This window comes from Methylobacterium sp. WL18 (genome assembly GCF_008040015.1).
Lineage (GTDB): Bacteria > Pseudomonadota > Alphaproteobacteria > Rhizobiales > Beijerinckiaceae > Methylobacterium > Methylobacterium mesophilicum.
This window is the reverse complement of the sequence record NZ_VRVD01000002.1, coordinates 24,310-49,900: the sequence shown is the minus strand read 5'-3', so window position 1 is coordinate 49,900 and position 25,591 is coordinate 24,310. Positions and strand designations below refer to the sequence as shown.

At 62.7% G+C, this 25,591-nt stretch carries 19 protein-coding genes and 3 pseudogenes; 13 read left to right on the top strand and 9 right to left on the bottom strand.

The window, feature by feature from the left end; genetic code table 11:
• Positions 1-88: 88 nt before the first annotated feature.
• Positions 89-1,267, bottom strand: coding sequence for an MHYT domain-containing protein (locus FV228_RS00485; protein ID WP_348644990.1), 1,179 nt, complete (start codon positions 1,265-1,267; stop codon positions 89-91).
• Between the two features lie 233 nt (positions 1,268-1,500).
• Here FV228_RS00485 and FV228_RS00480 point away from each other — a divergent pair, with 233 nt between their 5' ends.
• The gene (locus tag FV228_RS00480) at positions 1,501-2,247 is read left to right on the top strand and encodes a dienelactone hydrolase family protein (RefSeq protein WP_147852789.1); all 747 of its coding nucleotides are present in this window, start codon (positions 1,501-1,503) and stop codon (positions 2,245-2,247) included.
• A gap of 429 nt (positions 2,248-2,676) precedes the next feature.
• Complete coding sequence (locus tag FV228_RS00475) at positions 2,677-3,801, top strand: metallophosphoesterase (protein ID WP_147852788.1); 1,125 nt, start codon at positions 2,677-2,679, stop codon at positions 3,799-3,801.
• A gap of 107 nt (positions 3,802-3,908) precedes the next feature.
• On the opposite strand, the gene FV228_RS00470 is transcribed toward FV228_RS00475, so the two are convergent.
• Positions 3,909-4,880 (bottom strand): LysR family transcriptional regulator, encoded by a 972-nt coding sequence (locus FV228_RS00470; RefSeq protein WP_147852787.1) that lies wholly within the window; start codon positions 4,878-4,880, stop codon positions 3,909-3,911.
• 303 nt (positions 4,881-5,183) lie between these two features.
• Between FV228_RS00470 and FV228_RS00465 the strand changes: the two genes are divergently transcribed.
• From FV228_RS00465 to alsS, 4 genes are all read left to right on the top strand, one after another.
• On the top strand, positions 5,184-5,807 hold the full coding sequence (locus FV228_RS00465; RefSeq protein WP_147852786.1) for a response regulator: 624 nt from the start codon (positions 5,184-5,186) through the stop codon (positions 5,805-5,807).
• Positions 5,808-6,809: 1,002 nt separating this feature from the next.
• Positions 6,810-8,546, top strand: a complete 1,737-nt coding sequence (gene poxB, locus FV228_RS00460; RefSeq protein WP_147852785.1) for a ubiquinone-dependent pyruvate dehydrogenase — start codon at positions 6,810-6,812, stop codon at positions 8,544-8,546.
• Positions 8,547-9,109: 563 nt separating this feature from the next.
• Positions 9,110-9,889, top strand: a complete 780-nt coding sequence (gene budA / locus FV228_RS00455; protein ID WP_147852784.1) for an acetolactate decarboxylase — start codon at positions 9,110-9,112, stop codon at positions 9,887-9,889.
• A 29-nt stretch (positions 9,890-9,918) separates the two neighbouring features.
• Entirely contained in the window at positions 9,919-11,592 is a 1,674-nt protein-coding gene (gene alsS / locus FV228_RS00450; RefSeq protein WP_147852783.1) for an acetolactate synthase AlsS, read from the top strand.
• A gap of 285 nt (positions 11,593-11,877) precedes the next feature.
• On the opposite strand, the pseudogene FV228_RS33910 reads toward alsS, so the two are convergent.
• Positions 11,878-12,008 (bottom strand): annotated as a pseudogene (locus FV228_RS33910) (IS3 family transposase); the annotation flags it as partial.
• 4 nt (positions 12,009-12,012) lie between these two features.
• Here FV228_RS33910 and FV228_RS00445 point away from each other — a divergent pair.
• Positions 12,013-12,987, top strand: a pseudogene (locus tag FV228_RS00445) (FUSC family protein); the annotation flags it as partial.
• A gap of 91 nt (positions 12,988-13,078) precedes the next feature.
• On the opposite strand, the gene FV228_RS00440 reads toward FV228_RS00445, so the two are convergent.
• Positions 13,079-13,540: a MucR family transcriptional regulator gene (locus FV228_RS00440; RefSeq protein WP_147852792.1), complete on the bottom strand. Its 462-nt coding sequence runs from the start codon at positions 13,538-13,540 to the stop codon at positions 13,079-13,081.
• 236 nt (positions 13,541-13,776) lie between these two features.
• Positions 13,777-13,995 carry a hypothetical protein gene (locus FV228_RS00435; protein WP_147852782.1) on the bottom strand — a complete coding sequence of 73 codons (219 nt, stop codon included), beginning with the start codon at positions 13,993-13,995 and terminating at the stop codon, positions 13,777-13,779.
• 781 nt (positions 13,996-14,776) lie between these two features.
• On the opposite strand from FV228_RS00435, the gene FV228_RS00430 reads away from it, so the two are divergent.
• Entirely contained in the window at positions 14,777-16,327 is a 1,551-nt protein-coding gene (locus FV228_RS00430) for an alpha/beta fold hydrolase (protein ID WP_147852781.1), read from the top strand.
• Between the two features lie 19 nt (positions 16,328-16,346).
• A pseudogene (locus tag FV228_RS00425) lies at positions 16,347-16,625 on the top strand (alpha/beta hydrolase); the annotation flags it as partial.
• 14 nt (positions 16,626-16,639) lie between these two features.
• Here the strand turns inward: FV228_RS00425 and FV228_RS00420 are convergent.
• Positions 16,640-17,611: a dienelactone hydrolase family protein gene (locus FV228_RS00420; RefSeq protein ID WP_246693773.1), complete on the bottom strand. Its 972-nt coding sequence runs from the start codon at positions 17,609-17,611 to the stop codon at positions 16,640-16,642.
• A gap of 392 nt (positions 17,612-18,003) precedes the next feature.
• Entirely contained in the window at positions 18,004-18,447 is a 444-nt protein-coding gene (locus tag FV228_RS00415) for a hypothetical protein (protein WP_147852778.1), read from the bottom strand.
• Here FV228_RS00415 and FV228_RS00410 point away from each other — a divergent pair.
• Both FV228_RS00410 and FV228_RS00405 read left to right on the top strand, forming a co-directional pair.
• Complete coding sequence (locus FV228_RS00410; RefSeq protein ID WP_147852777.1) at positions 18,446-19,354, top strand: tyrosine-type recombinase/integrase; 909 nt, start codon at positions 18,446-18,448, stop codon at positions 19,352-19,354. The genes FV228_RS00415 and FV228_RS00410 overlap by 2 nt on opposite strands.
• Before the next feature lie 4 nt (positions 19,355-19,358).
• Complete coding sequence (locus tag FV228_RS00405; protein ID WP_147852776.1) at positions 19,359-20,579, top strand: IS91 family transposase; 1,221 nt, start codon at positions 19,359-19,361, stop codon at positions 20,577-20,579.
• Positions 20,580-20,970: 391 nt separating this feature from the next.
• On the opposite strand, the gene FV228_RS00400 is transcribed toward FV228_RS00405, so the two are convergent.
• The gene (locus FV228_RS00400) at positions 20,971-21,939 is read right to left on the bottom strand and encodes an SDR family NAD(P)-dependent oxidoreductase (protein ID WP_147852775.1); all 969 of its coding nucleotides are present in this window, start codon (positions 21,937-21,939) and stop codon (positions 20,971-20,973) included.
• A gap of 135 nt (positions 21,940-22,074) precedes the next feature.
• On the opposite strand from FV228_RS00400, the gene FV228_RS00395 reads away from it, so the two are divergent.
• On the top strand, positions 22,075-22,734 hold the full coding sequence (locus FV228_RS00395; RefSeq protein WP_147852774.1) for a TetR/AcrR family transcriptional regulator: 660 nt from the start codon (positions 22,075-22,077) through the stop codon (positions 22,732-22,734).
• A 214-nt stretch (positions 22,735-22,948) separates the two neighbouring features.
• Positions 22,949-24,451, top strand: a complete 1,503-nt coding sequence (locus FV228_RS00390; protein WP_147852773.1) for an aldehyde dehydrogenase family protein — start codon at positions 22,949-22,951, stop codon at positions 24,449-24,451.
• Between the two features lie 36 nt (positions 24,452-24,487).
• Here the strand turns inward: FV228_RS00390 and FV228_RS00385 are convergent, their stop codons facing one another.
• A complete protein-coding gene (locus FV228_RS00385) occupies positions 24,488-25,510 on the bottom strand; it encodes a LysR family transcriptional regulator (protein WP_187277571.1) in 1,023 nt (340 codons plus the stop codon).
• Between the last annotated feature and the right edge of the window lie 81 nt (positions 25,511-25,591).

Sequence of the window (25,591 nt, the reverse complement as noted above, 5' to 3'; positions counted from 1 at the left end):
CAGCCGCCTCGGCTCAAACCTACGCTCAAGTCCAGACACAAGCCGATCCCCACGCCCCCCCGGCAATGGCCATCAGCATCCAAACTCGTCATGCCAACCGAAAGAGCGGCCCCAGACACCGCTTACGATTGAAGCTCGCGCGATTGGCGAGCCCGGTGAGCGCGTCGTGATGGGCGAGGAACTCGATCTGCCCCTCAGCCCGTCGCCGAGCGCGCAGGTCGCGCACGGCCACGGCATAGTGCGGCTGGTTGCCGTAGGTGACCGGACGCATGATCAACTCGACCGGGATCGTGCCATCGTCCGCGCGCGTCAGCTCGGCATCGATCAGCTGATCCGACGGTTCAATCAGCGCGAGGCGGGTTGCAGCTTCAGGCAGGAACCGCGACAGCGCTGACCCGGCGAGTTCAGTCGCAGCGAGGCCAACGAGTTTGCCGAAGCTGTCGTTGGCGCTGACGATGAGGTCACCCCGGCACACGACCAGTCCTTCGACGGCCGCGTTGGCGAGGCTGTGTAAGCGATCCCGTTCCAGCGCCACGTGCCGCCGGTCGCGGATGTCGAGGGCCAGCGCCGCACTTGCGAGGAACAGGATGGCGAAACTCGCCAGGGCGATGCCGACCGCGAGCCAGCGGGCCGGAATGGCACTCTCCGAGATCAGGACGCTCGGATCAGGAACGATCGTGACTGCACCCATGGCGATGAAGTGGTGGCTGCAGATCGCGAGCAGAAGCAACAGCGCGCCAGTCACGCGTCCGCGCAGGCTCTCGCCTACGAGGGCGACCGGGAGGGCAACGCTGCCGAGCACACCGCCGAGGATCAGTGAAGCCACGACGAGGGCGGGATCCCAAACGATGTGACCAGCGATCTCGAACGCGGCCATTCCGGTGTAGTGCATGGCCGCGATGCCGAGCCCCAGGATCGCTCCGCCTAGCGTGGCTGCGAACGGAATGGCGCGTGCGAGCGCGATAGTGAGGCCAAGCCCGGTCAGGGCGATGGCGTAGACCAGCGAGAGGCTGGTCAGGCCGACGTGATAGGCGCTCGGTAGGCCTGGCTCGAACGCGAGCATAGCGATGAAGTGGGTCGCCCAGATGCCGGAGCCACCGGCCACGGCCGCGACGCCGAGCCAGATCGCGCGCATCCGCGGGCTTGCTTTGCCAGCGTGGCGCAGCAGCTCGACGCATGTGATCGCAGCGAGCGCACACATGACAGCCGCCAGACCGACGAGCCAAAAATCATGTGAGTCGGAGAAGCAGCCAATGACCTTAAGCATGCGATCTAACCAAGCAGGTATAATGATACTATGCTTGGCATGTACGCGTTTTTATATCGTTAATACTGAGCGGAATGTGTCTTATAGTATATTATGTCTAAACCCTCTTAATTATCCAACCAGAGATTGTAAGTCATAGAAGGGCAACTGGATCGGATGGTTTGTGGTCCATTGGCTGACGGTCGCAAGTGGTTCAAAGCGGACATCGCAAACGTCCCGCCGAGGAGCCCCTCATGCCAATCGAACAAGTCACGATCCGGACACGCGATGGCGATTGCCCTTCGCACGTGGTGATCCCCGCCAGCGGCGGACCATGGCCCGCGGTAATCTTCTACATGGACGCTGGTGGTATCCGGCCGGCGATGCTCGACATGGCACAGCAGCTCGCTGCCTCTGGCTACATCGTCCTGCTGCCGGATCTCTTCTACCGCTACGGACCCTACGGGCCATTCGTGCCCAAAGAGGTGTTCGCAGGTGACTTTCGCGCCGTCCTCGGGCCGCTGATGGCGACAACCAGTCCCCTCAAGGCCGCGGAAGATGCAGAGGCCATGCTCGCTTATCTCGACACGCGCGACGACGTCAGAGGTCGGGCGGTCGGGTTGGTGGGCTTCTGCATGGGCGGCGGCATGGCCTTAGCCACAGCGGGAACCTACCCGGAGCGGTTCGCGGCAGCCGCAAGCTTTCACGGGGGCAATCTCGCGACCGATGCGACCACAAGCCCCCACCTGTTCGCGCCGAAGCTGAAGGCGGAGGTCTACATCGGCGCTGCCGAGAACGATGGCAGCTACCCGCCTGCGATGGCCGAGCGGCTGCAGCGATCTCTGACGGAGGCCTGCGTACGCTATACATCGCAAACGTATCCGGCCGCTCATGGTTGGATGATGCCGGACTTTCCAGTCTACGATCATGCCGCTGCCGAGCGTGGCTGGAGCGCAATGCTCGCGCTCTTCGGTCGGACCCTGTACGGCGGCGAAAGATGACGCGTGGCCCTGATCCAACGTCTCCTTACTCGGCAGGCAGTGAAATGGTCTGAACGGCGAGATCGGGTCGGTAGGAGATCGTTTGCTTACTCGGCAGCCTTGTCACGAAGCGGACAGACCGCAATCGGTCAGCCTACGCGATGCCGGATCGCCGATGGGTGCGAAAGCGGTCGTTCCGCTTTGCGCCCATCTCGGTCATCTAAGGAGCCGCGGACGCTCCCAGAAAGCAGACGTCCGCAGCGACGGTTGCGACGGCCCATACGCGTAACGGTGCTATCGATCATGACGAGGATCGTGTTCAGGAGCACCTGACGGTTAGTGTGGGGCAGATTGATGCACACCACGTAGTGGTGCCGGTGCTATGGCCTTGTTCGATCCGGGGTTTGGGCCGGTCCCGAGCCGATAGGCGTCCGTCACCGATACGAGTGCATGTTCCACCTGATCTTCGGTCTACCTTGCATGTTCGTCATCGCAAGAGTGCTCTGGCCCATGCCGTTGCCGTTCGCGCTAAAGGCTGTCATCGCCACCCTCTTACTGATCGCGTCCCAGTACCACCTGTGGAGCCGAGTCTCGTCCGGGTCAGTTTTCGCGCCCGAGTTCCCGCGGGTGCTGATCGTGCTGTTCAACTGGGCGTTTGGGGCGATCTTCTTCGCGGCGGCGATGCAGTTGGCGCTCGACTTTGTAGCTTTGACCATCAGGCTCCTGCCGGGAAGCGGGTGGGCGATCCCCGCCGGGTTACGCTATGCCGAGGCGGCGTTGGCTATGCTTCTATCGGCGGTAGCCGTGCAGCAGGCCGTGCGGGTGCCGCCGCTGAAGGACGTTACTGTCGAGATCGACAGCCTCCCGGGCGGGTTCGACGGCTACACCCTCCTCCAACTGACGGACCTGCATCTTAGTCGCCTCTTCCCGGAGAGGTGGGCACGGAAGGTGGTGACACGGTCTAACGCGCTCGGTGTCGATCTCATCGTGGTCACCGGAGACCTGATCGACGGCTCCCTCGCAACGCGTCGCGACGATGTCGAGCCGCTGCGCGGTCTTCGCGCCCCGGACGGTGTCTGGGTGATCCCCGGCAATCACGAGTACTTCTTCGAATACGCGGCGTGGATGCGTCACTACGCCGACCTCGGCATGGGCGTGCTCGAAAATCAGCATACGGTCCTGAGGCGCGGTCATGAGGCCGTCGTGCTGGCCGGCGTGACCGACCTGTCGGCTTCACATTCCAGGCAACTGGCCCATGACGTCGACGAAGCGCTGGCCGGGGCACCGTCGGGCGCTCCCATCGTCCTACTCGACCATCAGCCAAGGGACGCGACAAAGGCGACTTCGAAGGGCGTAGCCCTGCAACTGTCTGGGCATACCCACGGCGGCATGATCTGGGGCCTCGACCGGCTGGTAGCACGAGCGAACAACGGGTTCGTCTCGGGCGCTTACGCGGTCGGCGCCATGACGCTCTACGTCAACAACGGCACAGGGCTGTGGCCAGGCTTCGCCTTGCGGCTTGGGACACCATCCGAGCTGACACGCATCACGCTCCGAGCCAAGCCGCGGCTATAGCCAACTACCACGACGGCCTTGCGCTCGTAGATCTTGCCGTCGATCTCGCTGACGATTAAGTTCACCATATCGGCCGGCGAAATACGGCCGTTGTAAAAAAAATATATTCAAATATTTTTGCAAACATCTTTTAGCGTAGAAAGAAGCCATTTGTTGCTACTATTACTCGAACTTCGTCGATGCGACACCGCTTCGACTGAAATCTCGATAGTCTTATAATCAATATCTAAGCGAACAAGACTTCCGACCCGGATCGACTCAGCTACCATGCGTCGTGGCATAGTAGCAATCATGTCGGTCTGAGCTAATATGTGAGGTACGACAGAGTAGTGCGGAACAGTTAGGGGAACGTGAGCAACTAGGCCGTTGTCAGCCACGCTTTCAATGACGACGCGATCAAACCAAGTTCGGCGTGCCATCCCCTGGTCGTTCAGGAAACCAGCCACTCCTTGCTCACCACTCCCAGTTAGCTCAACAACCACATGCGGGAAATCGAAAAGTCGTTCGATCGTGACCGGAGTGCTCAAGATTGGATGCCCCGCTCGGACAACGAGGTCACCATATTCTACGGTAAGACGTGTCCTTTTAAGCCTAGTGGGTATGTTGGCGAACCAGCCTACAAGAAGATCTACTCGCCGTTCGTCCAAAAATTTTAGAGCATCGAATTGGTTGGCAGGGAAAACGCGAATAGAAATTTGAGGCGCATTTTCAGATAGAAAACGAATAAGGGGAGGGATCAGTACCGAAGCAGCGTAATCGGTCGCTGCCAAAGTGAAGGTTCGAACGGAGCGAGCAGGATCAAAATATTCTTCACTTAGAGTGGTAAGAAAATTGTCCATTCCACCGCTAATGCTTGGAGCCAATTCCAAAGCACGTGGTGTTGGCTCCATTCCAGCGCTTCCAACAACGAATAGCTCGTCATCTAAAACACGTCGAAGCCGAGCAAGAGCATGGCTGATTGCAGAGCTTGTAAGATTTAGTTCCTTAGCCGCACCGTTTACGCTTCGATGGTGCATAACTGCCTCAAATACGCGGAACAAATTCAAATCCACCCGGCGTAAAATCAATTTATCCTCCATGAAAGGGATTCAGTTCGCACATGAGGACGTTTCACTGTTATGTATACCGAGACATCGTAGAAGAGATTTATCTTCAAATTCAGTCGCCCGCAAAGGTTGAAGGGTGAACCCACCGCTATCTCTGACCGGTCGATGACGCCCCTCTTAGCCTTCCGACGACCCGGTCTCACGGAAGCGAAGTCGTCATCAGCCGAATGCTAGTGCTCTGCAAAACGTTCACCGTGGACACAAATGCGGCACTGCATTGCGGGAACCTCCTGGGTCGCTGCCCCCGGATCGGACCCAATTAACGCTGCGAGTGACATGCAGGAAGCAACCGTTCACATCGTCGACGACGATCCGGCTGTGCGCAGCGCGCTGACGCGTCTGTGCAGGTCGGCCGGTCTCGCGGCGGTCGCCCATCGGGATCCGACCACGCTGCCGATCGCCCGGACGCGCGAAGCGTCGGAATGCATCCTGCTGGACGTGCGCCTCACCGAGCAGAACGGTCTGACGGTCCAGGAGACCTTGCGCGATGCCGGCTGCACCGTGCCGATCATCTTCCTCACCGGATACGGGACCATCCCCATGACCGTGCGGGCGATGCGCGGAGGAGCGGTCGAGTTCCTGACCAAGCCGGTCGGCGATGGCGTGCTGCTCGAGGCCATCCATCGCGCGCTGGAGATGGACGCCGCCGCCCTGCGGGCCGGCCGCCTTCAGGACGCGTTGTCCAGGCGCCTCGGAGCGCTGACGGCGCGGGAAGGCGATGTGCTGCGATGTGCGATCGGCGGCTTGATGAACAAGCAGATCGCCGCCGAACTCGGGATCACGGAGATCACCGCCAAGGTCCACAAGCGCCGCGTGATGGAGAAGATGCAGGCCCGCTCGCTCGCGGACCTCGTGCTGATGGCGCATCACCTCGGGATCGAGGCGACGCGCCAGCGTTGACCAAATCGATCGGTCCCTGTCTTCTCCGAAATCTCCAAGGCGAGAAAGCTATTCGGGTCATCAGTCTCTGCCATCGCCGGGCGTTCTAGGTTGGCTCGGTGTGATCTGAGTCACTTGCTTTTATGCAGAGGTCGGGCAGATGGCCACCATCATCGATCGCGATAGAACTTTAGAAGGTCGCGGCCCACAAAACGTGCAGCCCTGGCTGCGTCCCCGTCTGACGGCGTTATGCCTCGATGAGGGCAAGGAGGCATAACCCAGCCTGTGCCTGGCCCACTTCGACGGCGTTTACGCGGCCGAGCGCTGCCAGGACCGGTGCAACGTCCATGGCATGCCTTGCCGCGTCGTGGAGAAGCAGACCAATCAGAAAGGCTCCGTCGTTCTGGAACGGCGCTGGCTCGTGGAGCGCACCTTTGGTTGGCTCCGCCATTGGGGCGGCCTGCACTGAAAGCGTGCCGATCGCCTCGATGTCATACAGGGCCGCCTCACCTGTGTCGCCAGCCTCATGCCCGCAAACTCAGGTCACGCGCCGCTTGGCGAAGAATGCAAGCGCAGCCGCGCGATAGTCGCTCGATAAATCCTGACCTGAAGCAAGCCTTTAGGCACCCCCAATCTCAGCGGGACGGATGCCTATCGCCATTCGGTGTGCGGGCTCTCGCCGGGCGGATTGGGGACGATCATGCGGACCAAGACCGACCCTGCCCCAGATTAACCGACCGCTTGGGCTGACCGGACACAGGGGTCCTCCACGAAACATAAGCCTCGAATTTACCTAGGAGAATAGTCTGCTCAACCGTACAATGTTATACAAAACTCGCCAAAGCGTCCTAATCGTTATACGCACCATCGTGCCAAAAGTGCCTACGCACGATCTATAGCTCCGGTGGAGCAGCGATTTTCGACAAAAATCGCGTTTTTTGTGCAATCCAGCAGATCAATTTCCAGCTATGTGCGTCCATCAATTTTACTGCCCCATCCTCAACGGCACTCCGGAATGAGATTATATTAATGGGCAATATCGCTGAACTTATCGTTTCATCGCTGGATCGCGCGGGCGTCGAGCGAATCTACGGCGTCGTCGGCGATTCCCTGAATGGTTTGACAGAAGCGCTGAGGCACCAAAGCGCTATCGAATGGGTCCATGTTCGGCATGAAGAGGTTGCAGCCTTCGCAGCCGCCGGCGAGGCGCAGATCACCGGTCGGCTGGCGGTCTGTGCCGGCTCCTGCGGTCCGGGCAACCTCCACCTCATCAACGGGCTCTTCGATGCCCAGCGAACGCGGACCCCTGTCCTCGCCATCGCGGCGCAGATCCCCTCAGCCGAGATCGGTGGCGGCTATTTTCAGGAAACTCATCCGCAGACGCTGTTTCGGGAGTGCAGCGTTTACTGCGAGCTAGTTTCCGACCCGCATCAGATGCCGTTCGTGCTCGAGAATGCGATCCGAGCGGCGGTCGGCCAGCGTGGCGTCGCCGTGATCGTGGTGCCTGGCGACGTCGCTCTGAAGCCTGCACCGGCGCGCGACCTGTCGAAGGTGGCAGGACTTCTGCCTGCGATGCCGCGAGTGCGACCCGGCGAGGCTGAGCTTGATGCCCTTGCCGACCTCCTGAACAGCGGCGACCGTGTGACTCTGTTTTGCGGTCGCGGCTGCGCCGGCGCGCATGCTGAACTCATGGCGCTGGCCGAGATGCTGAAGAGCCCGATCGTGCACGCCCTTGGCGGCAAGGAGCATGTGGAGCACGACAACCCTTATGATGTCGGGATGACCGGCTTCATCGGTTTTGCGTCCGGATACGAGGCCATGCACGCCTGTGACGTGCTCCTGATGCTTGGGACTGACTTCCCCTATAAGCAGTTCCTACCGAGCTCTTGCCGGATCGCGCAGGTTGATATCCGACCCGAACAGCTCGGGCGGCGGGCCCAGCTCGACCTCGGCCTCGTCGGGGACGTAAGAGATACAATCGAAGCACTTCTGCCCCGCCTAACCGTCAAGACGGACCGACAGCACCTCGACCATAGCATTAAGCGCTATCAGGCGGTACGGAAAGACCTAGACCATCTCGCCCAGGGCACACCCGGTAGAAAGCCGATCCATCCGCAATATCTTGCTCGGCTGATCAGTGAAGCGGCATCAGACGATGCGGCTTTCACTTTCGATGTCGGTACCCCAACGATCTGGGCGGCGCGCTATCTCCGCATGAACGGGCGTCGGCGTATGATCGGCTCGCTCACGCATGGGTCGATGGCGAACGCGATGGCGCAAGCGATAGGCGTCCAGGCTGCACAGCCCGGTCGCCAGGTGGTCTCGCTCTCCGGCGATGGCGGCTTCACCATGTTGATGGGCGATCTTATAACGCTCACGCAAGCCGCGTTGCCGGTGAAGGTCGTGATCTTTAACAATGGCGTCCTTGGTTTCGTTGCGCTGGAGATGAAGAGCGCCGGCTTCGTAGGACTCGGCACAGATCTGAAGAACCCGGATTTTGCCGCTATGGCGCGGGCGATGGGCATCCACGCGATTCGCGTGGAGGATCCGGGCGATCTGGCAAAGGCCATCGACGACGTGCTGGCCCACGACGGTCCGGCTCTCCTAGATGTGGTGACCGCGACCCAGGAACTCTCGATGCCACCCACCATCGGCTTGGAAGAGGTGAAGGGCTTCAGCCTGTGGCTGCTGCGTGCGGTGCTGAGTGGCCGGGGCGATGCGGTGGTCGATCTCGCAAAGACGAACCTCCTTCCGCGTTGACCTAGGCATCCCGACACATAAACGATTATGTGCCGCGCCGGACCTACATCGCCGCTTGCCTGATTGTATCGCTGGACACGAACCTCTCCTCATTCTCGACCCTATTCACTAACACTTGGATGTTGCCACCGGTCGGTAGATTGGAGACCTTTCGTCGATACATCCTATCGTCACTTTGCTGATGCTCCGATAGGTCAGATAGTGAGTATAATCGCGCTCCGCCTCGGCGGAGATACTCCGCGGCAGTATTGTCTCGCGACGCCGAAGAGGCGACTCGGCTGAGGGCATAGTCAGATCACCACAATCTTCGTTGTAGCAACGACCCCTACCACCACCCAGCTGCCTCTTCACCAAACTTGCCGACGAACCAGTTTGCGGTTCTGGACGCGCCGGTTTTCGCCGTAGCCTCAAGCTTTGAAAGACTATTTGTGAGCAGAGCTGGTAATTCAATCGGATCGAAATTTTGTATATATCGACTTACAGTATCAAAAAAAGCACAACTTGGCACGATTTAAGCTGAGTTAGCTTCTTAGTTCTAGGCCGCTATGTCAGAGTAGGTGAACATGATATCCGACGAAAAAAGCACGTTAGGGCTTATTGGGCCGGCATCAATTGCCAGCGGCCAAATAGACGCTGTTAAAACTGCGGAATTATACCAGACATCTCTAATGTCTGCTCTTGTTGACGGGGTGTATGAAGGGCAAACAACATACGGTGAACTGCATCAGCACGGTGATTTTGGACTAGGGACATTCAACGACTTAGACGGCGAGATGGTGGGCTTCGACGGCATATTCTATCAACTTCGCTCCGACGGCAGTGCACGTCCGGTCTCCGATGACCAGAAAACGCCATTTGCAGTTGTAACGTTTTTCAAAGCGGACAGTCGAATTTCCCTGAGCCGCATCAGCAAAAATACTGCGATCGACCGGCTTACGGCCGCGACGCAGGATAATCTGTTTACTGCTGTCCGAATTGATGGTCGCTTCTCGCGCATAACAGTTCGGACGGTACGGGAGCAGAAGCGCCCCTTTCCTCCTCTGCAGGATGCCGCCAAGGGTCAAGCTGAGACTATCCTGACGAACGTCGCCGGAACGTTCGCTGGGTTTCGTACGCCAGCATACGCTGGAACGCTCGGTGTTCCCGGTTTTCACCTCCATTTTCTAACTGAAGATCGTAAAACCGGAGGTCATGTCCTCGACTTTGAGATCGAAGCAGCGGAAGCGCAGCTATGCCCAATGCATGGCCTCCACGTCGAGCTTCCTCAGAGCGAAAATTTCCTCAACGCCAAGCTCAGTTCGCCCGATATGGCACAGAGAATTGCGGCCGCGGAAGGATCATAATCGCTCTTTTACTTAAGCTGGAGATCAAGATGGATAACATGATAAAATCTGATCGCAACGGCGCGGATATTGTCGTTGAGATGCTCGAGCAGCACGGGACCACACATGTTTTTGGTGTGCCTGGAGCAAAAATCGACAAAGTTTTCGATCGTCTGGTCGATTCATCCATCCAGACGGTGGTCTGCCGTCACGAACAAAATGCTGCTTTTATAGCTGGGGGTATCGGCAGAATGACTGGCAAGGCGGGTGTCGCCATTGCCACCTCGGGGCCCGGTGTGTCGAACCTGGCGACAGGTCTCGCAACAGCTACCTCGGAGGGAGATCCAATCGTCGCGCTGGGCGGGTCAGTCGCCGTAGCCGACAGATTGAAATCGCTTCACCAGACGCTCGACTCCATAGACCTCCTTAAACCTGTTACGAAATTTGCCGCCGAAGTTGACTCGCCAAGCGCTACCGCTGAGATCTTATCCGCGGCGTTTCGCGCAGCTGAATCTGGGCGACCTGGCGCGGCCTTCGTTGGGCTGCCTATCGACATTATGCTGGCAAATGCGACATGTGTCCCAATTGCCTCTCGCGGTATCGTCAGCCTGGGCGCGGGCTCCGAAGTCGCTCTTACTGAAGCAGCTCGCATCATCAACGAGGCTAAGAATCCTGTCGTTTTCCTCGGCTTGATGGCGAGCAAGCCAAACGCTTCACAAGCTATTCGCTCGCTATTGCACAAGGCATCGCTGCCGGTAGTTGGTACCTTCCAAGCCGCAGGCGCGATTTCTGAGCAGGAATTTGCGGCGTTTGGTGGCCGAGTTGGCCAGATTGCTAATCAGCCAGCCGATGAGCTTCTCGAGTCGGCCGACGTCGTTGTAACCATTGGTTATGACGCCGTTGAGTATTGGCCATCAATTTGGAATAAGGGTTCGGATCGTCCCATCGTCCATATTGATGTTATACCCGCAAAAATAGAAAATCATTACAATCCTGTCGTGGAAGTGGTTGGCAGTATTGAGGAAAGTTTATATCAGCTAGGTAAGCGACTTCAACGTTCGGAATTGTCTAAAAAAGCGTCGGTATTGCTTAGTGCGATTGCTGAAGATCGGGTTCGTTTGCTTAAGCAAGCAGCCGAGCAAGGTGGCATGCCGGTTCACCCGCTGAGGATTATCGCCGAGCTGCAGCAGATTTTAACGCCAGACGTCACCCTTTGCTCCGACATGGGATCGTTTAGTTTATACTTGTCTCGCTATTTAACTAGTTTCCGTGCCCGTCAGGTTCTAATCTCGAACGGGCAACAAACACTGGGCGTCGCGCTTCCCTGGGGTATTGCGGCAGGCATCGTTCGTCCGCATGAAAAGGTTCTCTCTGTGTCGGGCGATGGCGGGTTCCTGTTCTCAGGAATGGAACTTGAAACCGCTGTGCGATTGAAACTGAACCTCGTTCATATGATCTGGGTCGATGGGAGCTACAACATGGTGGCAGCGCAGGAAGAGCTGAAATATGGCCGCCATTCAGGTACGGACCTAGGTCCTGTTGATTTTGTTAAATACGCTGAGGCATTTGGGGCAACTGGCATCCAGGTTTCTGGGCCGGACGACTTAGCGCCAGCCCTTGCGAGGGCCTTCGATACCGCAGGACCTGTGTTACTCAGTGTTAACGTAGATTATAGCAAAAACGCTGAGCTCTTTAGGATGGTTCATGAAGGAAACATACTTTAGAAAATTCATGAGTTGATGGTCTGGTGCCGTTGCGAAGGCTTATGACGCCTGGATCGCGGTTGATTGACGATGAACTCTTCCGCGCCATGCTTGCTTCTAAAATAACAGCCATCTCGGTCATCGCGGGCATGGACGAGGACGCACCGAGCTGTACGAGCTTCGCATCGTTTCTGCGCGGGAGCAGACCACCCTCGCGGAACCGAACCTGTCCGCCCTGGCCGCTGGTCGGGCCGATCCGAACAAGAGACCGGAGCGGCGCAATTGACACTGAGGCCGACCGTTGGGGTTCGCCCGGAGGATGCGCAGCACTCGCTTGGCGTTTACGCTCGCCTCCCCGCGTGAGCGCAGAGCCAGTTCACCAATAAGGTGACGCGGCGATAGCCGTAGCTCGGGCGGGCATCGATGATCGCGCGGATGGCAGCCGACGCGGTCGATCCGGTCCTTCACAAGGACTTCGCCTGGCCGGACCTGGTGCTCGCCAGCTTGGTGGCGCGCCTGCGCGACTTCATCGACCTGCGCCAGGATGCCAGGCTCCTGCAAAGGCACATCGTCGACGGGACGCCCGTCAGAGAGGAACTCGCCTTTCGCTATACCGCCGCCGCGCGCACGATCCGTCACCGTGACCATGGCATGGCGCTTCTGTCCGCGGGCGGCGTGTTCCTTGTCGTCCTGCTCACCTGCTCGATCTGGATCGCGACCGGTTGGCCGGATGGCTCCGGCGCGCCGATGATGGCGTCGGTCGGCTGCTGCTTCTTCGCCACGCAGGACGACCCTGCACCGTCCATCCTTGGCTTCGCCAACTCGGCCGTGCTCGGCGCCGTCGTCGCCGCCATCTACCTGTTCGCGGTTCTGCCGCAGGCCACGAGCTTCGAGATGCTGGCCCTGGCGCTGGCGCCGGCGCTCATCCTGTGCGGAGTCTGCATGACGCAGCCGCGGACGGCGCCGATGGCGATGGGTGCTGCGGTCAACGGTTCGGCCGTGATCGCGCTTCAGAGCAGCTACACCGGCGACTTCGCTGCCTTCGCCAACTCCGCGCTCTCGATCATCGTCGGGATGTGGGTCGCCACGCTGGTGACACGCCTCGTCCGGTCGGTCGGGGCCGGGTGGTCGGCGCCCCGCCTCCAGGCCGTGAACCGGCGCAGCCTCGCCCGGGCCGCCGAGCGTCACGGCGCGCAGAGCGGTCTGGAGCTCGCCGCCATCATGCTGGACCTCGTCGGACTGCTCGCTCCGCGTCTCGCAGCCTTACCGCCGGACGATGCGGAATGGACGGCCGATCTGCTCGCCGAGGTGCGGATCGGGGTCAAGGTGGTCGAGCTGCGCCGCGACCGCCGGCAGCTCTCGACGGAAGCTAGGATCGCGGTCGAGCAGCTCCTGGGCGGCATGGGGCGGCACTTCGGCGACCGTAGGCGCCACCCGTCGATACAGGAAACCCGCCGGTCCTTGGACCAGCGGGCTCTCACGGTTCCAGGGGTAAGAACCGTGCGGTTCAAGCTGCCTTGCGCGCCTTCCCACGAGGCTTGGTGTGTGAACCGGGCTGCCCCAGTCCGATCGCCTTGGCCAGCGCTGATCGCTGTTCGGCATAGCTGGGGGCGACCATTGGGTAGTCGGCCGGAAGACCGTAGCGCTCGCAGTAGGTCTGCGGGGTCAGCCCATTGGCGGTCAGGTGCCGCTTGAGCGTCTTGTATGTCTTTCCATCGACGAAGCTGGTCAGACCGTCCTGCTGAACCGACTTGCGGATCTGGGCGGGGGATGGTCGTGCAACTTCTGGCTGAGATTCGGCGGCACTGGCAGCCGAACCTGAAGCAATCGAAGCGATGGTGTCGTGCATGGCTCGGATCAGACCAGCCAACTCAGCGACCGGCACGGAATTGTTCGAGATGTACGCGGCGACAACCTCACCAGCCAATCGGACGGAATCAACCTGAGGTCCGGTATCTTCTAGTATCATCTTACTACTGCTCATTTGGAAGCTTAGGTGCGTGCATGCACCACGGCCACGCAAATTAGATCAGCAGCGAAAGGCAGGATTCAAGCCCCGACTGCCGGGGATTCCAATATGGTTAACAGAAGCCCGCCGGTCGTGGGGCTAGCGGGTTGCTTCGTTGTGGACGAGTTTAATGCGCTCGTTGAAGAAGGAAGCGGAATCCCAGTCACGGTACCCGAGGATCGGCCCGGCTCGCACAATCAGCTGATATGATGATCCAAGCGCCCGATGAATCGCTCGCGATCCCATACCTCGACGCTGCGCCCATCAGCCATACCACGAGCCGTGGTCATCGCTTCACCGTCATCTTCGGAACGGATGATCTCCGCTCCATCGATCCGACCATCCCCGCGTAACCAGTAAACTCGGTAGCAAGGGCGTCGCTTGGTTTCGTCCCGTACTTGCGCTTGAGCGATCATGGGAGGGCTCCCAAGAGGCGAAGCGGCTGCCCCTCGCGCCGTAACCGATATTCGACATCGGCCATACAAAGATCCTGTGATGTTCGAGCGGAGATCCGCAACAACCTGTATTAGAACTTACGGACTCGCTCTGACACCGGAACCCTCCCAACCTTTCGTAGAATGCAATCGCTCGCCCGAGATCGGCGACGCCGAAGTGAAGAGGCTCAGTCGTGGTTCAAAGGCCAATGCCCTCTGGCAGTAGGCGTGAAGCCTTCGTGGGCCTCCGTCCGTGACAGCCGTCAAGGCCCGCTATGCGTCGTAGGAGGATCGTCAGCTTTTGCGCCAGATCGTCTCGGAAGCAGACCGACAGCCTTCGGCCAACTTCCGCCGTCCGCGTTGCGCCAGACTACGTCATGCTGGATTGATGACACGAGCAAAACCGGCCGTTCGGGTCGACGCTCCGGGCCACGGCTGATTGGACCAGGCTCTCGACAAGTGCTTGCGTTGAGCGCTCCTCAGAAGTGGACACCTCCTTGCAGCTTTTTTCTTCGAGCGATCGAGTCAATATGCAGTCAGCGCGTTTGGCCAGTCGTCTTGAGACGTGTCCTCCCCCCGCTGCCAAACGACGATGCGGATACATGGGCGAGGAGTCGCTTCTGGCAGGCGACAATCTCCGCGTTGATGGCGACGAGCGCCTCGATCCACGGCATTGGCATGAACTGCGCCATCGCCTCCTGTCGCATCTCCTCATACCTATCGCCCGAGGACGAACGGTCACGGCACGCCGACCTAGGCTGCCATGAGGCTGTCTTATCCGTACAAGGCTTTCCGTACGGCGGTGGCAGCCCTTGCGCTCGGCGCGATCACGGCAGCACTCTGGCACTTGCGGGCGGAGACCGACAGGCTGGCAATCGAGGCGATCTCGATCGACGGGACCCCAGTTACGATCTTCCGTACTCAGGTTGGGCAACCCGGCCCTGTCGTAGTGATCGCCCATGGTTTTGCTGGATCGCAGCAGCTGATGCTGCCCTTCGCGACCACCCTGGCGCATGCCGGGTACGTCGCGGTGACTTTCGATTTTCCTGGTCACGGTCGCAACCCGGCACCGCTGACCGGTAGCATCGCCAGGGAGGACGGTGCCACCCGCAATCTGGTGGCAGTGACGGCGCAGGTCACGGAGCAGGTTCGGATGCGTGGAGATGGGCGCGTTGCTTTGCTCGGCCACTCCATGGCGTCGGATATCGTCGTCCGCGTCGCGCAGGCGTTGCCCTGGGTGGCAACGACAGTCGCGGTCTCGATGTTCTCACCTGCTGTGACGCGGGAGAGCCCGCGCAACTTGCTGGTGATCGTTGGCGGCTGGGAAGGGGGCCTGCGCCGTGAGGCCCTTCGAGCGGTCGGGCTGGTCTCAGCACCCGAGCCATCGCGCGAAAACGCAACTTACGGCGATGTCGCGTTCGGCACAGCGCGCCGCGCTGCGGTCTCGGAAGGCGTCGAGCACATCGGCGTGCTGTATGCCCGTGCCAGTCTCACGGAGGCCGTCACCTGGCTCGACGGAGTCTTCGGGATGTCGTCTCGCATGTTGGGGGCGCCCGATCGGCGTGGTCCTTGGATCCTATTGCTGCTTGCGGGCGTCGTGGCGCTGGCATGGCCTGCGTCGCATCTCCTACCCGTGGTGAGCCGAATGCCCCTCGGAGCTGGCCTCGGCTGGCGGCGCCTGTGGCCGGCGCTCGTAATCCCCGCCGTCGCGACGCCACTCATCCTGCGGGTGCTGCCGACCCATATCCTCCCAGTCCTAGTCGCGGATTACCTCGTCGCGCATTTTGCGATGTACGGTCTGCTCACCGCAGGATGCCTGTGGCGGATTCGGTCTCGATCTGTGACCGCGCAGGAAAGCGCGTCGTCCCCGGTGGCGGTCGGAGCTCTGGCAGCCGGAGCGTTGGCCGTCACCCTCTACGGCTTCGTCGGGCTCGTGCTGCCAATCGATACCTACGTGACCTCCTTCATGCCGGGGCCGAACCGGATCGCCCTCATCTTGGCGATGCTCATCGGTACCGTCCCGTTTTTTCTTGCCGACGAGTGGCTGATGCGCGGACCAGGTGCCGGGCGCGGCGCCTACGCGGCCTCGAAGATGGTCTTCTTGTTGTCGCTGGGCCTCGCCGTCGGGCTCGATTTCGGACGTTTGTTCTTCCTCGTTATCATCGTGCCGGTGATCCTGCTGTTCTTCCTCGTCTACGGTGCAATCGGCACCTGGGCCTACAAGCGCACCGGCCATCCCTGGGTTGCTGGGATCGCCAACGCGATCGCGTTCGCCTGGGCGATTGGCGTCACCTTCCCCCTACTGGCCGGATAACTATGCCAATCCCTGGCTGCGGCTGTGCGCCTTAGCCGAAGATGCCGCCCTGATGATGCCGGTGACGGTTGAGCTCGAAAAGCACGACCGCGACCTGACGCTCCCGGTGGTGATCATCGTCGGCGGTGACGACCAGGTCACTGACGTGGACCGCCAGTCGAAGCGGCTGCACCGCGAACTGCCGAGCAGCGAGCTCATCGTCGTCTACAGCATGGCCCACATGATCCAGCACCTCGCGCTGAGCAAGGTCGTTGCCACGATCGATCGCGCCGCGGAGCAGGCTCGCGAAGCTACGTGACGCCCAGATGGATCTCAGCGCCCTTCGAAAGCGGCCCCGAGTGCGTCCGTGACGCCCTTGAGGGTCGCGACGCGGGCGGCCTCGTCCGACCCGATATGCGGATCCCGCTGCACGCACGGATCAGCATAGGTGAACGGCGTGTCTTTCGGCCCTTCGACGATCGCCCCATCGGTTGCCTCGTGAAGCGAACAGGCGCGGACCGTCTGCGCACCCTTGGCCACCGTTGGCTGAGGCGGGCCCGCAGGGTTGTCGAAGACGTGCTGGGCCCCTGGGAACACCGTCAGGCTGACATTGGCCCCGGCCGCCTTGAGCCGCTCGGTGTAGGCGGTGCAGGACGCAACGGGATTGTAGTCGTCGCCGCTGCCGCCGAACATCCGGATCGGCCGACCGACCGTCGCGGCGTCGTCCTGAAAGCGGATCGAGCAGTCCGGGTACACCGGCAAGAACACCGCCGGCGTGATCCCTGAGCGATTCCAGGCCGTATCGAAGCGCTTGAGGCTGGCATAGAGCGCCGCCTGTCCGCCGCGTGAGAACCCCATCACGGCGACCCGCGCTGGGTCTACCCGGGGATGCTTCGCGAGCACGCCGAGCGCACGGTAGATGTCGAGGATCAGGTTCGTGCGCGACAGCAGGCTCTGATCGGTGTTGACCGAGGTCAGGCCGCGCCCCGTGAAACCGTCGAGCGCGAACGTCGAGATACCGCGTTCGGCCAGCGCCCGCTGCCAGAACTCGATGTTACCGCTTAAGCCCCCCGAGCCGTGCATCAGGACGACGGTCGGTAGGCGCTCTGTCCCCGCCTTAGCGATCCGGAGGACCCCCGTGACCGTGACAGGCTTCGATCCGTCCGACGTGCCGGTCAGAAACTGACGGTCGCTCAGGGTCAGGCTCCCGATCGGATGGATCTCGACGCGAGCGGCATAGCTGCCAAGGTCGGCGACACCATCGCCCGCTGGCTCCGCAATCGCGCCAGTCAGACGGCTGGCCATCAGGCCAGCCGCGAGGAACAGGATTGATCGCCGCATTGAATATGCCTCCCAGGTCGACGCACCATAGCGGCAGCCGCAGACGCCTGTCGTGTCGCAAGGCGGCGCAGCTTGTGTCGCTTTCGACCATATTGTCAGAAACTCTCGGGTCGGATCGCTAACACCACCATTTCCCGGCTTGGGTCCTGTCGCACCGAACTGACGAAACCCACGATTCTGACAATAGCCCGAACAGCGGCTACTGCCGCACCCCTGCAAAAAAATTGCGTCCCGTAGATCCTGATTGTGGATCGGCGTCGAAGCATAGCCAAATTCTGAATCTACTCAAATAATTAAAATTATGAAATTGCTTACTTTGGAGATAGGGTTACGATTGATGGAAATTTTGATCCCACCTAAGGTTCAGATTTGATGAATACATCAGCAATTTCGGAGCTCTTTTGTGAAGGGCATACTTCGACGCCGATCCAAAAATTGTTCACCTTGGTGGCGACCTCCCAGGAGACGTACTGGAGCAGCCAGATCGCCGGATCCGTCCGGGGCATCTTGTTCGTGAACATCTCCATATCCGCGTAGAAATGCGGGTAGGTGTCGGACTTGGAGCCCGTCCGCTTTTCCGGCGAACGTTCTCCGAAGCGGACTGACGGCTTTCGGCCAGCAACTGCCACCACGAAGCGCCCGCCTGAACGTCTCAGATGGCTGGATGAACGAACCCGCTCGCGCGGGATGGGTGGCAGCGTCGACGTCGGTGGATTGACTCGAACGCCGAGCGTCGATTGAGGACCGCCCGGTCCGGGCGGACGATCCCGGCTCCCTTCCTTCGAGCGGAGCCGTCCCATGACCGTCCTCGCCGTTCCCGCCGCTGCCGGCGGCTCGTTGCGCCAGCGCCTGATCGACGACATGACCCTGCGCCGGTTCTCTCGGGAGACGCAGCGCAACTACATCCGCGACGTCGGGCGGCTGGCCGCCTTCCTGCGGCGATCGCCCGATACCGCGACCGGCGACGACCTGCGCCGCTTTCAGATCGCCCAGCAGGAACTTGGCCTCGGCGTGCCGACCATGAACGCCATCGTCTCCGCCCTGCGCTTCTTCTTCGTCCAGACGCTCAACCGCCCCGATCTCGCCCGCAGGCTGGTCCGCCTTCGGCATCCCCGCGCGCTGCCCTACGTGCTGAGCGCCGACGAGGTCGGGCGCCTGCTCGATGCCACGGTCTGCCTGAAGCACCTCGCCGCCCTGTCGGTTGCCTACGGCGCCGGACTGCGCGTGGCCGAAGTCGCCGCGCTCAGGGTCGGCGATATCGACTCGACCCGCATGCTCCTGCGGATCGAGCGCGGCAAGGGCGAGCGCGACCGCAACGCCCTGCTGTCGGCCGATCTTCTGGACCTGCTGAGGCGATGGTGGGTCGAGGGATACCGGCAGGGCATCCTGCAGCGCCAGGGCTGGCTGTTCCCCGGGCAGGACCAGATACGGCCGATCAGCACGCGCCAGCTTCACCGCGTCGTCGTGGAGGCGGCGCGCGCGGCCGGGATCCCCAAGCGCGTCGGTCCCCATACCCTGCGCCATTCCTTCGCCACCCATCTCCTGGAGGACGGCGTCGACATCCGCGTCATCCAAGTCCTGCTCGGGCACAGCCGGCTCGACACGACCGCCCTCTACGCCAAGGTCGCCACCCGGACGGTGCGGGCCGTGACGAGCCCGCTCGACAGGCTCGCCCTGTTCCATAGACAGGGGCCAGCGCCGGGCTGAGACGATGCCCGCCGCGACGGTCGCCGCGATCGAACTGGCCGACGTCTTCTGCGCCGCCGGCCCAGCCTATCGCGTTGATCAGGCCGGCCATCTGAGCCTGGACACGCTGAAGGTGATGGCTGCGATCGAGCGCTGCCGCACGGCCAGCCTCGGCGGCCATGTCGAGGGCTGCGACGCGTGCGGCCACCTGCGCATCGCCTACAACTCCTGCCGCAACCGGCACTGCCCCCGGTGCCAGGGCGCGGCGGCCCGCGACTGGCTCGCCGCGCGCGAGGCCGACCTCCTCCCGGTCGGCTACTTCCACGTCGTCTTCACCCTGCCGGCCGAGATCGCCGCCATTGCCTTCCAGAACAAGGCCGCCGTCTACGACTTGCTGTTCCGGGCGGCGAGCACCACCCTGATGCGGATCGCCGGCGACCCGAAGCATCTCGGGGCCCGCATCGGCCTCACCGCCGTGCTCCACAGCTGGGGCTCGGCCATGACCCACCATCCGCACGTCCACATGATCGTCCCCGGCGGCGGCCTCTCCCCGGACGGGACCCGCTGGATCGCCGCGCGCCCCGGCTTCCTCCTGCCGGTGCGGGTCCTGGGTCTGCTGTTCCGCCGCCTGTTCCTCGAAGGGCTCACCGCCCTCCATCAGGCCGGGACGCTCGCCTTCTTCGGCACCCTGGCCCCGCTCTCGGATCCCAGGGCCTTCGCCCGCGCGCTCGCCTCGGTACGGCGGAAGCGTTGGGTGGTCTACGCCAAGCCGCCGTTTGCCGGACCGAAGGCGGTGCTCGCCTATCTGGCGCGCTACACCCACCGCGTCGCCATCTCCAGCCGACGCATCCTCGCCTTCGACGGCGCGAGCGTCAGCTTCCGCGTCAAGGACTACCGGCGCGACGAGACCGGACGGCCGCGGATCATGACCCTGTCGGCCAAGGAGTTCATCCGGCGCTTCCTGCTCCATGTCCTGCCGCGCGGCTTCCACCGCATCCGGCACTACGGCTTCCTCACGGGCTCGAACCGGACGGCCGGCCTGGCCCACATCCGCGCGATCCTCGGCGTCCCGACCCCGCCCCGGCCCACCACCGACGCACCCGATCCGCAGAATAGCGACGTCCCCGCCCGGCAGCCTTGCCCCTGCTGCGGCGGTCCCATGACGATCGTCGGCTCCTTCGCGGGCTGGTATCAGCCCCGTGGGCCGCCGTTCCGCTCCACGTCGAACCGGGCAGGTTCGCCATGACCCGGCATGGCCTGACGCCGCCAAAGACCCGAAGAGGTGCACTTCGGGGCGGGCCTCAGCTTGTGCCGACCGCAGGGATCAGCTTGGCCAACGAGGTCGTCGACCTCGGGTCCGCCTCACCGGGCCCTCGTAACCAGGCAGTCCGGGAGCCTTCAGGCCCGCAAACACCGGAGCCGACCCGTTGTAGCTACCCCAACGGGGGCCACGCTCAGCCCAAATCCCCATAGCTCAGTGACCGCCATCCCGCGGGTTCGTTCATCCACGACTTTCGTACGCCTCACGGCGCCCGAAACTCTTCAGGATTAAGACGGTCTGCTTTTGAGCGGTAAGCGCAGCAATGCGGACATCCGATCTTCGGCTAGGTCTGGCTCGAAGTTGCCTAGTTGCAATGTCAGAAACGCTCGTCCACCAAGTCCTCGCTCCTCGCCCAGAGCGCGCGCGAGCGTTCGGGATCCAGCGCGTAGGAGCGCACGCCCTCGCTGACGGGGGTGATCAGCCCGTCGGTGATCTCGGACACGTGGCAGTTCTCGCAATAGCGGCCGCCGACTGCCTCCGCCGACGCCACGAAGGCCGCCCAAACCGACGTGGCAGCCCCTTGGGGGATGGTCTTCCACGCAAAAGCCGGCTTGCCGGCCGCAGCGAGGTCGGCGTTGATCCGCTCGACCGACTGGGCGACGGCGCCCTGGCCTACATGCCGGCCGAGCTCGGTCTGGATGCCGCCGGGGTGCAGGGCCGTCGCCCGCACGCCGCGCGTCCTGTGCCGCCGGTCGAACTCCACGGCGAACTGGATGTTGGCCGTCTTCGAGCGCCCGTACGCGACCATCGGGTCGTAGGGCGCGTGCTCGAAGCCCGGGTCGTCGAGATCCGGCTCCGCGTAGCGATGACCGGCCGAGGCGACCATGACCAGCCGACCGCCGTCCCGGATCGAGGACGCGATCCGGTTCACGAGGACGAAGTGGCCGAGATGGTTCGTGCCGAACTGCGTCTCGAAACCGTCGGCCGTTCGACCCAGCGGCGTGGCCATGACGCCAGCGTTGGCGATGACGACGTCGAACGGTCTGCCGTCCGCCAGCAGCGCGTCGGCGCAGGCACGCACGCTCGCCAGCGAGGCGAGGTCGAGCGCGACCAGTTCGAGACTTCCGCCATGCGCTGCCTGTTCGCGGACTATGGCAGTCGCCGCCTCGGCCTTGGCGAGATCCCGCGCCGTACCGACGACCTGCGCCCCGTGCGCGGCGAGGGCGCGGGCCGTCTCCACGCCAAGCCCCGCCGACACGCCGGTGACGAGCACGCGCTTTCCGTTGAGTTCGACGCCCGCGAGCACCTCGTCGGTGGTCGAGGTCGCCCCGAATGATGCGGCCATGTTGCTCTCCTTGCCGGTGGACACACCTCGCCCGTCGCCCGCGAAGCCATTGTTCGCCGGCATTTAAATCGGTAAGAGGAGGATCCCTCCGTTTAAATACGGAGGGATCCTCCGTTTAGCAAGAGGGGTTCGCCCGTGGACGAAGAGGAGCCTCGTCCGCCAGCCCGCAGGCCGCGTGCCGACGCCCAGCGCAATCGCGCCCGGCTACTCGACACGGCCAAGGCGACCTTCGCCGAGAAGGGCGCGTCCGCAGGCCTGGAGGAGATCGCGCGCGCGGCAGGCGTGGGTGTCGGCACGCTCTACCGCCACTTCCCGACCCGCGACGCCCTGATCGAGGCGGTCTACAGGAATGAGACAGCCCATCTCGCCGAGGCCGCGGAGCGGCTCACAGCCACCCGTTCCCCGACTGAGGCCTTGCGGGAATGGATGCTGGTGTTCGTCGACTACATGGCGACTAAGCAAGGCATGTCGGAGGCCCTCAATGCGATGACGGACGGACCGGCCGGCCTGTATGCCGCGTCCGGCGCCCAGATTAAGCAGTCCATGGCCATGTTGTGCGACCGCGCGGTCGCCGCGGGCGAGATCCAACTCGGCATGGAGCCGCTCGACCTGCTGCGGGCGGTGGCCAGCGTAGCCAACATCAGCTCCGGCCCGGACCGGAAGCAGTCGGCCATGCGTCTAGTCGATATCCTGATCACGGGTCTCGAACAGTCCGGTCGCGACGAAGCGGGACGCTCGATTGCGGCTCGCGCCAAAGGCGCGTCCCGTCAGCAATCTCGCCGGTCAAAGCCATGAGCGCGCGGGTCTCGGCGAGACGTTTGCTGCAGTTGGGTCACCGCCTTCCAGGGAAGGTGAGGCCGGCGCCGTGCTCATCCCGTCGGCCGGATCCCCTCGGATCGGAAGAGAGGCCCTTGGCGCGCCCACCGTGGCCACACCGCTCTATTGGGTGGTCGTTTTCCACGACGACACGGCTTGGTTTCCACACCGAGATCGCCCTATGCCCGCTCCCATGACGACCACCATCGAGCGCCTCGTATCGGGAACGCCTGTGCCTTTCGGCGGGGACCGCGTGACCGTGGTCACGCCGGAGCTTGCGGCTGCCTTTCAGCCCGGCGACCATCTGCTGGTCCTGCAGGAGACCGGAGACCTCCTGCATATCCCCGCGGCTCAGATCGCATTGGCCGCCGCCGCAGTGGACCGTGCGCATGCCGCCTTCATGGCGATGTCGGCCATTCCGGATCAGGCAATCGAGCGGTTCTTCGACCGTTTCGCCGCGCTCCTCGAAGACCCTTCGGCTTGGAGTGCCATCGCCGAGGCGAACCGGCAGGATGTCGAGCGCGCCCAGGGCGGTGGCCGTTCGACGACCCGGCTCGTCGCCACCGACCGGATGCGGCAGGACATGGTCGCGGGCCTGCGGGCGTGGCGTGACAGCGAGACGCTGCGCGGTCGGGTCGTCGAACGCATCGTCCATACCGGCTGGACCATCGAGCAGGTGGCGGCACCGCTCGGGGTAGTCGGCTTCGTCTTCGAGGGACGCCCGAACGTGCTCGCCGATGCAGCAGGCGTCCTGCGCAGCGGCAACACGGCCGTCTTCCGCATCGGCAGCGACGCACTCGGCACCGCACAGGCCATCATGCGGCACGCCCTCGTGCCCGCGCTCGATGAGGCCGGCTTACCACCCGGAGCCATCTCGCTCGTCGAGAGCCCGGAACGGTCGACCGGTTGGGCGCTCTTTGCGGACCGCCGGCTCTCGCTGGCGGTAGCACGTGGGTCGGGTCGGGCGGTGGCTCAGCTCGGGAGCGTCGCCCGGCAGGCCGGCACGGCGGTCAGCCTGCACGGAACCGGCGGAGCGTGGATGGTGGCCGACCGCGATGCGGACGCGGAGCGCTTCTCCGCGGCTGTCGAAGCCTCGTTGGACCGAAAGGTCTGCAACACGCTGAACGTGTGCTGCATCCATCGCGCCCGGGTGGCGGATCTCGTGCCGGTTTTCCTGTCGGCCCTGGACGCCGCCGGCCGCGCACGCGGCTTCGGGTGCAAGCTTCATGTGGTGGCAGGCGACGAGACCGTCCTGCCGGACGCCTGGCGCAGCGCCGCCGTCCGGGTCCGGCGCGCCGAAGGCGAACGCACCGAACCGCTGACGGAGATCCAATCCGAGGACGATCTCGGCTACGAGTGGGAATGGGAAGACACGCCCGAGGTCAGCCTGAAGATCGTGGATGATCTCGATCACGCGGTCGCGCTGTTTAATCGCCACAGCCCGCGTTTCGCCGCATCGTTGATCAGTCGGGACCCGGAGGCGCATCGGCGCTTCTATGACACGGTGAACGCGCCCTTCGTAAGCGACGGGTTCACCCGATGGGTCGACGGGCAATATGCCCTAAACCAGCCCGAGCTCGGGCTGTCGAACTGGCAGAGCGGCCGTCTCCTCGCCCGGAGTGCCATCCTGTCCGGAAGCGGGGTCTTCACGCTGCGCAGCCGCGTCAATCAGGACGACCCGCGATTGAGGCGGTGAATGGGCGGCACGCCGCAAAATCCACGCATCGACCGGTCACGGACTTCCCGATAGCCGGCCGGCGCCATTCCGGTTCGGCGTCAATCGCTGGCGCGAGACCTCGGCGTCGAGCCGTTCCCGGGAGGAACGTCGGTCCTCGGGTTGCGGCGGGGTGCGGTCGAAGTCGGCCCTGAGGCGAACGGCGGCGAAGTCCATGAAGGTCCGCACTTTAGCGAGCGACAGCCGATCAGGTAGCGTGACCAGATGTACGGGCACGGGAGGCGGCTCGTCCTCGGGAAGTAGGACGACCAAGCTGCCGCCGAAGACTTCCTGCTGGATCTTGTAGGAGAAGATCCGGGCGATGCCCTCACCGTCGACCGCCGCGCTGACGGCGGCCTCGTCGGTGTTGACCATCAGGCGCGGCTTGACCCGGACCGTGCGGGAAACCCTGCCTCCATCCAAGGGGGGGAAGCTCCATATATCCTCCGGGCTCGTGGGCTCGATGCCGATAGCGTCGTGCTGCGCCAGATCGGATAGGGACATGATCGGCGGCCGGCCAGCCAGGTAGTCGGGCGATGCACACAGAACGCGGCGCACCTCGCCGATGCGTATCGCTATCAAGTTGGAATCCTGCAGCGGGGCGATCCGGAGCGCGACGTCGATGCCCTCATCGAGGAGGCTCGTCATCCGATTGAGCAGCAGGTATCGGACCTGCATCGCGGGATATGCCTTTAGGAACTCACCCACGACCGGGCGCAGGACACGTGTCCCGAACATCACGGGGGCGGTGACGGTCAGGACGCCCTGCGGGGCAGCCCGATGTCCGGCAACGGCGAGGTCGGCTTCACCTAAGTCCGTCAGCACCCTGCGGCAGACGGCGGCGTACTGCTTGCCAGCCTCGGTCAACTGCAGCCGTCGGGTCGTCCGGTGCAGGAGCTGAACTCCGACGTGACTCTCAAGGGCGGCGATGGCCCGCGTCACGGCCGCCGGCGAGCGATTGAGGCGTCGGCCGGCGGAGGCGAGGCTGCCTTCGTCCAGGGCGGTGACGAACACCCGCATTGCATCGAGACGGTCAATCATTGTTCCGCCCCGCGAAATCAAGGATTTCGCAGCTTAGGCATTCTGCGGTCGATCACAATACGCTAACTTCGATTGAGTGGT